Source organism: Paenibacillus sp. 598K, from assembly GCF_003851045.1.
Taxonomy (GTDB): Bacteria; Bacillota; Bacilli; order Paenibacillales; family Paenibacillaceae; genus Paenibacillus_D.
Genome location: NZ_BFBX01000073.1, coordinates 57,305 through 68,956, shown reverse-complemented (window position 1 = coordinate 68,956; position 11,652 = coordinate 57,305). Strand labels below are relative to the sequence as shown.

Genomic DNA, 11,652 nt, shown 5'->3' with positions numbered 1-11,652 from the left:
TTCGGATAGAGGCGGAACTTAAATGCTTTATGTCTAAGCAGGACGAACCAGCCTCCTTATTTGAAGGTCTATACCCCTAATTATAGCACATACGTTCGTGCTAGGACACAAAAAACCACCGATTCATCTCCCGCTTATAGAAGACGGGAGTATTCTCGGCTTAGGTGGATAAATAAGTCTTCTACTTAGAAAGGACAGCATTATCGATGATCATACATAGTTACGATTACAAAAACCATGACGAGTATCGAGCAAGCTTCAATCGACTTTCCAAACTCGTATTTGGGATTGAATTCGAAGCCTGGTACCAGAAGGGAGCCTGGGGCGATCGTTATATATGCCATTCCATTGTCGAAGATGGCCAAATCATCTCGAATGTTTCGGTAAGTAAAATGAACTTGGTTATTCAGGGTGAAAGCAAAAGCGCCATACAAATTGGAACCGTAATGACTCATCCCGAACATAGGGGTAAGGGATTGTCCAAAAAGCTAATGGCGTATGTAATAGAAACCTACGAAGGCACATGCGATTTGCTTTTCTTATTTGCGAACAGCACCGTGCTCGATTTTTACCCCAAGTTTGGATTTACGGCCTTACCTGAACATCAGTTTTATTTAAACCTGGCCGATCCGCCCGAAGGCGAACCCATTTCACTGGAAAAACTCGATGTATGGAAGGAAGAGCATTGGGATTTAATAAAACACATGCTTTCTTCCCGGATACCGATTTCAAAACAAATGGGTGTTACAAACAGTGAAGGTTTATTTCAATTTTATGCTTTGAACATCTTCCAGGAATGCCTATATTACTCGCGAACTGACGATGCGATTATCGTGTTTGAGCACGAAGACGAGGTGCTGCATTTGTATGAGGTAATCAGCGACAAACAGGTGAATATGGAAACGTTGGTTTCGCAAATTGCGACGAATCAAACAAAGAGAGTTCGGTTTCACTTCACCCCCGATCAACTCCTCAACAAAGCGTGTGCAGAACCCTACGGTGAGCATGAAGATGTCTTATTTATCCGACCGCATTCTAGCTTGAGCGAATTGCCCAAGTTTTGTATCCCTACGTTGGCTCATGCTTAGCCGCTCGGCGACCCGGCAGCTCGTGCCCATTACTGAGTGTGTAGCTTAGACAAGAAAGCAGCCGATCACAATGATCGGCTGCTTATGTTTTGTCCTTGATTTGTAGTATTGACTTAGAGTGCGCTTAAACTCGTATACTGGTTGCGTACGATGCAAGTAAGCGGAAGTTAATTCATTTGTTAAAGGGAGGAAATCGTGTGAAGCATATTCCGTTGGGGAATACAGGAATGCTGGTCAGTGCTTATTCTTTGGGCTGTTTGAATTTTGGATCGCGAACGAACAAAACAACCTCTTTCCAGCTGCTTGATCATTTTTTTGAAGCGGGGGGAAACTTTTTGGATACAGCCAATAATTATGCGATATGGAACGAAGGCTGTGTTGGCGGAGAGAGCGAATCTTTGCTTGGCGAATGGATGAAAAAAAGAAAAAACAGACATCAGATCATCTTGGCCACCAAAGTGGGAGCGAAGCCGGTGGTACCAAAGAGTGAGAAAATGGAAGGTTTAAGTCGCCAAGCGATTGAGAAGGAAATTGACGAAAGCTTGCTTCGGCTAGGAACCGATTATGTAGACTTGTATTATGCTCATGTAGACGATATTGAAACTGAGCTCGAGGAAACCTTGGAGACCTTTGATTCCTTGATCAAAGCAGGCAAAGTAAGGGCTATAGGCTGTAGCAATTATCGGCTTTCCAGAATCCTTGAGGCCAAGGCGATCAGTAGGTCAAAGGGATGGGCGTCCTATTGCTGCATCCAGCAGCGCTATACGTATTTGCAGCCTAGATTGGATGCGGATTTTGGCGTGCAGGTCAGTGCGGATGAGGATTTACTTGCGTACTGCAGTCAACACGATGATTTTACGCTCATGGCTTATTCCCCCCTCCTTGGAGGCATGTACAATAGAGAGGATGCTGTCCTACCCGATGCTTACCGGAGAGAGGATCAGATGACTCGGTTGCATACTTTAAGGAAGGTTGCTGGAGAGCTGGGAGCCACACCAAATCAGCTCATCCTTGCTTGGATGCTGCAAAATCATCCGAGAGCTCTTCCGGTTATTGCTGCGAGTCATCTAACGCAATTGGAAGAAAATTTGGGGGCGCTTAAGCTCAGTATACACTCAGATCAGCTTGATCAATTAAACAGCGCCTGCCTCACTTAATCAACTTATGACATACTTGCGCTAAAGGTATTTGTATACGGCGTATCTAATTACACAAGAACCACCCGGAGTGTAATGGAGCTCATAGCTTATAAACTGATGTTAAAAGGAGTGGACTCGTATGATTGGTAAAGAGCTGACCATTCAGCAGGCAGCTGAGTTGACGGGGTTAAGCGTACATACCCTTCGTTATTACGAAAGGATCGGTCTAATGGACCCTATACCTCGTGCCCCAAATGGGCATCGGATATATCACGAGCATGATTTTGAATGGATCGTCTTACTCGCAAAGCTTAAGACTACAGGAATGCCGATCGCACTTATGCAACAGTTCGCTGATATGATGCGATTGGGGGATGATGGCATTCCCCAACGCAGAAAGCTTTTAGAAGAGCATCAGCGGAAATTAATCGAGCAGGTTCAAACGCTTCATCAAACCTTGGATATTCTGCGGGATAAAATTAATTACTACCGTTCTTGGGAAAATGAGACCAGACGAGAGGAAACAAGTTTGGAGTCAGCTCGATGACCGACTGTTCAAAACGAGAAATGTTTTGCTATTGTTAAGGTAGACTATTTGGGAGGGGCGCATTCGTGACAACAGTCGGAATTTTGGGAGTAGTTCATGATGATCACTTAAGACGAAAGCACAATTTAACATTGGACCTTATTAAGGAATTGATATTGGAATTCAGTCCCAATGTGATCTGCGGAGAGGTGCTTCCCGCCAGTTGGGAACATTATCAACAAGACCAGAGTTACCGAGGGTATTGGGGAGAGCCTCCAAGCGAATATTGGGATCTGATTTTCCCATTATGTGAAGAGATGAAATCTGATTTTGAACCCATTGATTGGATCGAGCTTGATGTATGGTTGGACTTCGATCCTTTTATTGGTTTCGATGAGAAAGCTCTCGGCGAACATAACGCAGAATTGGAACGATGGTTCGATAGACAACTTACAACTTTGGATTCCAGCGTACTGCCTTTCAATTCTGCTGCATGGGATTACGTTACAAAGCAAAAATATTTATGGTTGAAAAAAATAAATCCACAATCGCACTTACTTAGGTATGCATGCAGACATCAAATCATGGTTCAAAGGATAAAAAATGCCGTCAAAAAACATTCAGGAAAACGAATTCTGTGTGTGGTTGGTGCGGACCACAATCACGCTCTTTACGAGGGACTAGTTTCAGAAAGAGAGATCCAGCTTATTTACCCTCTACGTTAGGAGTCAGCTTACATGGATAATAGCAGCAGTGGAACCGCTCCATTGCTACTAGACAAAAAAGTGGACACGGAGAACCGAGAATCAGATGCTCGACTATCTTCCAGCAGCCTTAGATTTGGATTTGGATGAGGTTAAGTCCAGTGAAGTTGAACAATTTATTCCTTATGTATTAGGCGATATACAGTACGACAAGGATCTCATTGATGAGGAACTTAATGTCTTTACGTTTGATCAAATCATTGGTTATATAGAAACATCCGTTGATATGGGATTATTAAATATAAAACAAGCGGCTGTCCGATACCGATTGCTCCTTGTTCGTGAATGGTTAATCTCCCAAATATAGAGCCTGATGACACAAACACACCTTGCAATCAGTTGATTGTAGGGTGTTTTTATTCTCAAAAAAACGCTAGCTCTGACACGCCAATGAACTGCCCGCGGGACGGTGCTCCCCAATCAAGGTTCTGGTTTGGCATTTAACATCTTTTTACTTTCTCCTTGACGTAACGAGTCATAATCGCTATTATAGATATCTATAGTCCTTGTTTGAGATAATAATTAATATAGAATAACAATTGTCAAAACAAATATCAAAAGGAGAACGAGGAGATGGATGTACTCAAAAGTCAGTATGAAATGATCCAACGTACAAGGGAATCCTTATTTCATTTTTTGCGAAACGATGTCCCCCACAGATTATGTCCAAGAAGTAGAGGTCTGGGGCGGTGATTCCATTCGCATTCTACATGCTCATGTAGCCGATTGTTATCGGGTATGGTTAGGGATTCGTGCCCTTGGGAAATCCCTTCCCAAAGTAAACCCGAGATCCGTTGACAATGTACATAAAATGCGTGACCTTTTTAAGCGCACGGATGAACTGGTTTATGAATTTCTAAATGACTTTAAAATCAAATGGGATCCTGCCACTCCAGCCCCCTGGCACAGTGACAGGGTTGAATTAACCTAATTATGGTTATTTTCGCATACTACCACTCACGAATTTCATCATAGAGGACAAATTGTAAAAATGGGCAGGCAACTCGGGTATATCCCACCAAAAATGAACCTCGCAAAACTGTAGTGATCTTTTTAGAAAAGATGGGCATAGTTTACTTCGATAAGGGGGTGATGGCCTTTAGAACATGTCTCTTCGTGTGCGAGAATTGAAAATAGATACATAACACTGCCGAAAATAGATATTGTATTCGCTTATCTTATCCACGCTTGGCTTCGGCGGAATTGTATTTGCCCAATTGCCGCCTTCGCTTTACCCGCACGGCAGTGCAATTATGAATACGGTCCAGCAGGTGGCAGGTGCGATCGGCACTGCGGTTGCAGTAAGTATCATGTCGGTTGGCATGAGCAACATGCTGAAGCAAACGGCAGACCAGGCGGACCCGGTTAATACCGCGTTTGCTTTGACAGCAGGGATACAACAAGTTTTTGAGATTGCGATTATTATTGTGATTGTAGGTTTCGTCTTTTCTCCTTTCTTGAGACGTGTTCACGTATCGGGCAGAAATGACTCATAGCCGCATATCCTGCGGCTTTTTTTGTTTTAGCTTGGGAATGCGCCAAAGAAAACCCTTCGCTTCTGAAACGGATTATTGGATCGGCTACATTTTGTCCATTAAGCGTTCACTAGTATATCGTATCTCGGATGTGATACTCTTTAGTAGAGGATGCGGCGACACATTACACGATAGAACAATTGGGAGAACAAGATGAAGCAAAAGATGAAGCAAAAGATGATACGTTGGTTTCGCTATGTCGGGATGATCGAGGGGCTGTCGCTGATCGCGTTGGTAGGTATCGCAATGCCACTCAAGTACGGAGCGGGGATGGATGAAGTGGTGTCTGTCGTCGGGATGATACACGGGGTCTTATATGTACTGTATATGGGAATTGTCGCGATGAATACGTTGTATGTGCGCTGGTCATGGAAATGGGTGCTCGTGGCCACAGCTCTCGCTTTCATCCCCTTCGGCTTCATGATGATAGATCGCAAGCTGAAGCAGATGGAAGCTAGTCTTGGGTGAAAGAAACCTGTTACTTAGCTAAATAGCCAAGTAACAGGTTTCTTTTTCTATTCCAAAAGTAACGTGCTATAATCAAACTAAATTAATAGCGCCAAACATAGGTTTTGCGCTGTTTCCTTTCAAATCGATTATTTTGCAGATGAATGGGAGATATGCGCACTATGAATATCAATCAAAAGCATGAAGTAGATGAGAAATTTAGCGAATATATTCATGCATTTTCACTTTGGATGAAGCAGTCAGGCTTTACGGACGCTACCCAACGAGAATATTTGCGTGAAGTGTACACTTATCTATATTCTTTGCGAGGCGAAGTTCCTGAACGAGCCGGGAAAATGAATGTGATTAACTTTCTTGTCAGTAAGCAAAATTCAGCTGGTAATCGTACACGAAACCGCTCACTTTCAGCAATTCGATCATTTTACATCGCGCTCATTGATTTCGAAATGGCTACCAGGAACCCAGCGATGGAAGTAAAGAAGTCAAAAACAGAAAAAAATAAGAAGCCTGTCTACCTTGAAGAAGAAGAGATCGTGGAAAGTCTCAAGTATATCCAGGGGCGTTATCGAAATCGAAATATAGCTATTTTCCTTCTGATGGGGTACTGCGGGTTAAGGGTCGGAGAGGTTAACCGGCTAGATCTTCATGATTTTAACAAAGAAAAGGGTATCATCCATGTCTTTGGAAAAGGACGTAAATGGAACGAGATCCCTCTCCCTAAGATTCTTGTTGATATTCTGGTTAAAATTGCGGAGGAAAGGATTGAGCCGTACCATAAGAAAGAGAATGCATTTTTTGTTTCTCAAAAGGGAAGACGACTCTCCGTACGTCAGATCCAGACCATAGCCAACCAAACATTCACTGCCTTAAAAGAGGAAAATCCAAGCGTATCTAACATGAAATTATCCTGCCATAAGCTGCGACATTCTTTTGCGACGATGCTTCTGAAAAAGGGAGTCGATGTTCGTGTTGTAAAGGAGCTTCTGGGGCACTCCTCAATCGAAACCACAATGATTTATACGCATGTTAATGACGAGCAGAAGAAAAATGCAATGGCATCGGTTAACATACCATTAACCGCAAATATTTGACGATAGATTGAGGGAGGGCGCAGATAATTGTCGGAGGGACAAGAATATACCCGTATTTGAAAACCACGCCAAGCGTGGCTTTTTTTGTTTTATGCAGGTAAGTTCTTGTCAAAAGTCTTGGACAACACCTACCTTCTTAGAGTCTGGTATGATAAGGTTGATTAGCCTAAATCAGCAGGCAACGATCCGATTGATATTAAAAGGAGTTTCGGTAATGGCCCACATATTAGTAGTAGAAGATGAACAGCCGATCAGCGATTTAATTACGATGAATCTTAAGCTGGTCGGGCATACGTATGCCAAGGCATTTTCCGGTACAGAGGCAGCCGCTTTGCTGAAGCAGGAGCAGGCGGATTTGATTTTACTCGATGTCATGCTGCCGGGTCTGGACGGTTTCCAGTTGATGCAGCAAATATCGCCGCTGAAGATTCCAGTCATTCTGATTACAGCGAAAGATTCACTTTCCGATCGCATCAAGGGCTTTGAGCTAGGTGCGGACGATTATATGATCAAGCCTTTTGAAATTTTGGAGCTGCTCGCCCGTATCAACGTCGTCCTGCGTAGAAACGAGCAGGCGGCTCCAGCCTTTCATTGCGATACGGTGGAGGTCCGGTTCACGGAACGTCTGGTCCGGGTAGATCAGCGGCCAGTGGATTTGACGGCAAGGGAATTTGATCTGCTGGAGGTTCTTATACGGAACCGGAACATCGCCTTATCACGGGACAAGCTGCTAGAACTCGCCTGGGGGTATGATTATGCAGGTGACACCCGCACGGTGGATGTGCATATCCGTCAGTTGCGCAAGAAACTGGGCTGGGAAGATCGGATTAAGACGGTATTCAAGCTCGGCTACCGCCTGGAAGTACAGGTCTAGCCATGCGATTCTGGCATAAGATTCTTCTCGCCGTACTCGTCCTCTTCATTGTCGCCCTAGATATAAGTGTCATTATGGTGATGAAAAAAAGCTGGCAGCTGAACATGGAAAGCGAAACCCGAAGGGCGACCAGCGAGCAGCTGCTGATTGCTAATAATATATACGAGAATCTGGAATCCATCCGGTCGCGGGGAATTGCGATCACTCCTGTGCTACTCGTTAATGTGGTGCAGTCGTATGGCGGACATTACAGTCAACAAGGAATTGAGCTGGAGCTGCGAGAAAACGGACAGCTGATCTACCCGGCGGACGGGGAGAGAAACAGGACGAAGGCGGAAAACAGCATCTCATTAGAGATGCCTCTGCCGTCTCCTTACGACGATCTGGAGCTGAAATACAGCCGCGACATCAGCGACCTTTATACCCAGCAGAAGGAGCTGAACCGTTTCTTCGTCATGATGAACTGGATTGTCGGGCCGCTGCTTGTCCTGCTGCTCTATCTCCTAATCCGTCATTTGACGAGGCCTCTCAAGCTGCTGGCCGAGACGACGCGGACCATTGCGGACGGGGATTATTCGAACCGAGTGTTGCTGTCCGCCCGGGATGAATTCGGGGAACTCGCGGTCCATTTTAATCGAATGGCTTCGGTAGTTGAGCAGCGGATGAACGATCTCTCCGATATGGCGGAGCAGAAGCAGCGTATGGTTGATAATTTGGCCCATGAGTTACGCACGCCACTGACTAGTATGCAGGGTTTCGCAGAATATCTTACCTCTGCGAACATTGGGCAGGAGGATCAGATCAAGGCGGGCCACTACATTTGGAGCGAGACAGTCCGGCTCAAGAATTTGGCTTTTACGCTGCTGGATCTATCCGTTCTTAGGCATCAGCCGCTCGTTCAGACGGAAGTAGAGACTGCCGGTTTGTTCAAAACAGTGTTGCAGACGATGCAGCAGAAGTCAGAGGAGAACGGAATCCGGCTTGAGGCACAATGTTCGATTCCCTCCGTGCGGGGAGATGCGGATCTGCTGGCATCCTTCCTGGTAAATGTGCTGGATAATGCCATTCATGCTTCGGAGCCAGGCAGTCTAGTTTGCTTGTTAGCCTATCAACAGAATGGGGAAGCCGTGCTTGAAATAAGCGATAGCGGAAGCGGAATGACGGAGGAACAGTCTAGGCGAGCCTTCGAGCCGTTTTACCGGGCAGATCCGGCCCGTTCGCGGGTTTACGGGAATGCGGGTCTCGGTCTCTCCCTGTGCCGGCAAATTGCCGAAGCGCATGACGCCAGAGTGGAGCTGGAATCGGTGCATGGCCAAGGCACGAAGATCCGCCTTCATTTAACTTCCTAGTACTACGGATTTTACAACTTCATAACAACTGCCTCCTTACTCTTTAACATCTTCCGATTAAAGTATAGACAGGTTTAACATCCTTGTGGGTGGGGGTACTTCGCTTTGGAAAAGAACAAACGCTTAAACGCCTTATCGATCCTTCTATTTTCGGGAGGCTTGCTCGCAACCAGCGCGCTGCTCGTTCCCGGCATTGTGAATCATTCGATCGCCGCCAAGAACAGTCCGATAGCCGAGAGTAGCAACGTTGGCAACACGATTCCAGTGTTGAAGGTGGAGCCGCCGATTCCGGTGTCTACTTTGTCTGAAGAACTGCTTGGCGAAATGACAGAGGAGGAAATGAAGGAGATCTATGATCTGCTGAACAAGCCCGGTATTGAGCCGCATGTCACTGGCCGGGAAATGAGCGAAACAGAGCTAAAACGGAGCCTTGTGCTGAGTGACAAATATGTGTATGACGGGCTGCGCCCTGCGCAGCCACTGCCGCTTAAGGCTGGACAAACGGAATTCTATCTTGAGCTCGTGACCAATACACTCTACTATCCGGAGCGGGAGCTGACGGATGAAGAGCTGCTGCAGCAGATTGACTGGTTCTACCGAACCCTATTCATCTCTGCCAGATACAACAATGAGGCCACCGTGACATCACCTCCGCCGTCACATCATTTCAGCAAGGATGAAATAAAGCGACGGGCGTCTGAGAGCGTGCGTAAGCTGTTCGGAGCGGAGGTGTCCATGCTGGAGACGACCGTTATGCTGCATGAGCAGGGAAATGGAATACGTCCAGCCTGGTCGGTGAATTTTACGCCTTACAAATCGAATACGTTGCGCGGGCAGGGAGAGGAATACTGGGAGTACAATGTACTGATTGAACCAGAAACAGGCATTGTGTTCGATACAACAGCAACTAACTTAACGCTCAAGCGGACGCCTATAGATGCCGCGGCTTTTGCAGCCATTCTGCAGGACAGCAGTTGGATTGCCAAAGCGAAGCGGATCATTACGGATAACCAAGAGGAGACAAGAGCCATTGCCAAAGCAGAAATCATTGATGCAGATGTGAATAATAAACGTGGGATGGTCGCAGTGAAGTTGGTGCTGGAAGACGGCAGCAGTTATACAGCAGAATTGCGTTACCCGGGTCAAACGCTGCGGAGCCTAATCTATGAAGCTAACGGCGACGCAGAGTAAGCTAGATTGATGCCGATTCTTACCTGATTGGAGGATTTATTTCGTTATGCGTTTAGTTTGGAAACAGCTCGCTTTGCTCACACTGCTTTCGAGCATGCTCGCCGTCTTCGCGGGGGCTGTACAGGCCACTACCGAGCCATCAATCGTCGTAGACGGCAAGAAGTTGGAGCTGAAGGGTGGAGCCCGCGTCGAAACCGTTGATGGCCATGTCATGATCCCCATTCGAATGGTAACCGAGAACCTTGGCTTTCAAGTGGGTTGGGATGCACAAAACCGTGGTGTTTCCATAGCAGTGGGCAGTCGGACGATTAACTTGGCTGTCGGTAGCAAGTCCGCCCTTGTCGATGGGGTGGAGAAGTCGTTGCTGGTCGCACCTGTTCTCAAGAATGGTGTAACCGGCGTGCCTCTTCGTTTTGTCAGTGAACAGATGGGGATGATTGTGGATTGGGATGACGCAACCAAGACCGTAAGCGTTAACCGTCCAGCGCCCACGGCAAGCGATAGCGGAACCGTCACCGTGGATGACATTAGCCTGGATGAACGCCAGTTGAAGATTACAGTCAGCGGCAAAGTCGAACCCAAGGTATTCACGATGTCTGGACCCGAACGAATTGTCATTGATCTGCCAGGGACAAGCCTATCCCCCGCCCTTGAAGACCGTTCAAGTCAAAAAGGTGTCGTCTCCATTGCTAACTCATCAGAGATTGCTGGTGTCCGCTATGCCCTGTTCAGCGATAGCCCTTCGACCGTTAGAGTCGTGATGGATCTCAACAGCCCTTCGCCCTATGCCGTTACTCGTGGGAGTGCGGACGAAGTCCTCGTCGAATTGACGGGTGAGCCAGCATCAACACCTGGTACGGACATTCCTGGATCGGCAGCGCCAGGCTCTGGACCACAGCTGCCCCCGGTGACTCAACCTGAGCCTCCGCCGATAGCCTCCGGCAAGAAACTGATCGTCATTGACCCTGGTCATGGCGGTAAGGACCCTGGTACCATTGGTATAACCAACAAGCTGGAAAAAGTCTTTAATCTGAATGTCGCTCTAAAAATACAGAAGCTGTTGGATCATGACCCCAACATGGAAGTCGTTTTCACGCGCACCGACGATCGGTTCATTAAGCTTGGGGACCGCGCGCCAGTAGCCAATAAAATAAATGCAGATGCGTTCATCTCCATCCACGCTAACTCTGTAGAGAATGCACCATCGGCCAATGGTACAGAATCTTATTATTACGAAGTAGCAAGCAAGTCTTTTACCCAGATCATCCACAAGCATTTGTTGGAAGCGACAGGTTTTAGGGATCGTGGCGTGAAACAGGCGGGGTGGAAGGTGCTTCGCGATGCCAACATGGTCTCCGTCCTGTTAGAGGCCGGCTTTATCTCCAATGCTGCGGAAGAAGCAAAGTTGTTTACCGATGACATGCAGCAGCGAATTGCACAAGGCGTTGTAAATGGTCTGAAAGAGTATTTTGGATTTGCCTGAAGGGTAAATTCTTTACGTAAGCTGAATCTCCTTCTTCGATTCTTTTTCGAAGGGGGAGGTTTTTTTGTTTGAGCATCTGATTCGCAATTACTGTCCCAGGGGCTCTCAGCGGGCTTTTTTGAATTTGTCCTCTTGTCACGAGAA

The 11,652-nt window shown here is 46.6% G+C and carries 13 protein-coding genes; all 13 read left to right on the top strand.

Features of this window, described 5'->3' with window-relative positions; genetic code table 11:
* Positions 1–206: 206 nt before the first annotated feature.
* The 13 genes from PA598K_RS21200 to PA598K_RS21140 all read left to right on the top strand — a co-directional run bounded on the left by PA598K_RS21200 (position 207) and on the right by PA598K_RS21140 (position 11,508).
* Complete coding sequence (locus tag PA598K_RS21200) at positions 207–1,088, top strand: GNAT family N-acetyltransferase (protein WP_128658884.1); 882 nt, start codon at positions 207–209, stop codon at positions 1,086–1,088.
* Positions 1,089–1,285: 197 nt separating this feature from the next.
* Positions 1,286–2,245 carry an aldo/keto reductase gene (locus PA598K_RS21195; RefSeq protein WP_128658883.1) on the top strand — a complete coding sequence of 320 codons (960 nt, stop codon included), beginning with the start codon at positions 1,286–1,288 and terminating at the stop codon, positions 2,243–2,245.
* Between the two features lie 121 nt (positions 2,246–2,366).
* Positions 2,367–2,774, top strand: coding sequence for a MerR family transcriptional regulator (locus tag PA598K_RS21190; protein WP_221414161.1), 408 nt, complete (start codon positions 2,367–2,369; stop codon positions 2,772–2,774).
* Between the two features lie 65 nt (positions 2,775–2,839).
* Positions 2,840–3,478 carry a hypothetical protein gene (locus PA598K_RS21185; RefSeq protein ID WP_128658882.1) on the top strand — a complete coding sequence of 213 codons (639 nt, stop codon included), beginning with the start codon at positions 2,840–2,842 and terminating at the stop codon, positions 3,476–3,478.
* 85 nt (positions 3,479–3,563) lie between these two features.
* The gene (locus PA598K_RS21180; protein ID WP_260405524.1) at positions 3,564–3,824 is read left to right on the top strand and encodes a hypothetical protein; all 261 of its coding nucleotides are present in this window, start codon (positions 3,564–3,566) and stop codon (positions 3,822–3,824) included.
* Positions 3,825–4,499: 675 nt separating this feature from the next.
* Positions 4,500–4,562: a hypothetical protein gene (locus tag PA598K_RS38875; protein ID WP_307719891.1), complete on the top strand. Its 63-nt coding sequence runs from the start codon at positions 4,500–4,502 to the stop codon at positions 4,560–4,562.
* Between the two features lie 208 nt (positions 4,563–4,770).
* Positions 4,771–5,013 (top strand): hypothetical protein, encoded by a 243-nt coding sequence (locus tag PA598K_RS21170; protein WP_128658881.1) that lies wholly within the window; start codon positions 4,771–4,773, stop codon positions 5,011–5,013.
* A 192-nt stretch (positions 5,014–5,205) separates the two neighbouring features.
* Positions 5,206–5,520 carry a DUF3817 domain-containing protein gene (locus PA598K_RS21165; RefSeq protein ID WP_260405523.1) on the top strand — a complete coding sequence of 105 codons (315 nt, stop codon included), beginning with the start codon at positions 5,206–5,208 and terminating at the stop codon, positions 5,518–5,520.
* Between the two features lie 161 nt (positions 5,521–5,681).
* The gene (locus PA598K_RS21160; protein WP_128658880.1) at positions 5,682–6,611 is read left to right on the top strand and encodes a tyrosine-type recombinase/integrase; all 930 of its coding nucleotides are present in this window, start codon (positions 5,682–5,684) and stop codon (positions 6,609–6,611) included.
* A 214-nt stretch (positions 6,612–6,825) separates the two neighbouring features.
* Positions 6,826–7,485 carry a response regulator transcription factor gene (locus PA598K_RS21155; protein ID WP_128658879.1) on the top strand — a complete coding sequence of 220 codons (660 nt, stop codon included), beginning with the start codon at positions 6,826–6,828 and terminating at the stop codon, positions 7,483–7,485.
* An 80-nt stretch (positions 7,486–7,565) separates the two neighbouring features.
* Positions 7,566–8,834: a sensor histidine kinase gene (locus PA598K_RS21150; protein ID WP_260405522.1), complete on the top strand. Its 1,269-nt coding sequence runs from the start codon at positions 7,566–7,568 to the stop codon at positions 8,832–8,834.
* 105 nt (positions 8,835–8,939) lie between these two features.
* Positions 8,940–10,025, top strand: coding sequence for a hypothetical protein (locus PA598K_RS21145; protein ID WP_128658877.1), 1,086 nt, complete (start codon positions 8,940–8,942; stop codon positions 10,023–10,025).
* Positions 10,026–10,071: 46 nt separating this feature from the next.
* The gene (locus tag PA598K_RS21140) at positions 10,072–11,508 is read left to right on the top strand and encodes an N-acetylmuramoyl-L-alanine amidase family protein (RefSeq protein ID WP_128658876.1); all 1,437 of its coding nucleotides are present in this window, start codon (positions 10,072–10,074) and stop codon (positions 11,506–11,508) included.
* The last annotated feature ends 144 nt before the right edge of the window (positions 11,509–11,652 follow it).

Bases quoted from the DNA above. Each gene is read 5' to 3' on its own strand.
- PA598K_RS21200 (WP_128658884.1), top strand. From the start codon at position 207: ATGATCATACATAGTTACGATTACAAAAACCATGACGAGTATCGAGCA.
- PA598K_RS21190 (WP_221414161.1), top strand. From the start codon at position 2,367: ATGATTGGTAAAGAGCTGACCATTCAGCAGGCAGCTGAGTTGACGGGG.
- PA598K_RS21180 (WP_260405524.1), top strand. From the start codon at position 3,564: ATGCTCGACTATCTTCCAGCAGCCTTAGATTTGGATTTGGATGAGGTT.
- PA598K_RS21170 (WP_128658881.1), top strand. From the start codon at position 4,771: ATGAATACGGTCCAGCAGGTGGCAGGTGCGATCGGCACTGCGGTTGCA.
- PA598K_RS21165 (WP_260405523.1), top strand. From the start codon at position 5,206: ATGAAGCAAAAGATGAAGCAAAAGATGATACGTTGGTTTCGCTATGTC.
- PA598K_RS21160 (WP_128658880.1), top strand. From the start codon at position 5,682: ATGAATATCAATCAAAAGCATGAAGTAGATGAGAAATTTAGCGAATAT.
- PA598K_RS21155 (WP_128658879.1), top strand. From the start codon at position 6,826: ATGGCCCACATATTAGTAGTAGAAGATGAACAGCCGATCAGCGATTTA.
- PA598K_RS21150 (WP_260405522.1), top strand. From the start codon at position 7,566: ATGAAAAAAAGCTGGCAGCTGAACATGGAAAGCGAAACCCGAAGGGCG.
- PA598K_RS21140 (WP_128658876.1), top strand. From the start codon at position 10,072: ATGCGTTTAGTTTGGAAACAGCTCGCTTTGCTCACACTGCTTTCGAGC.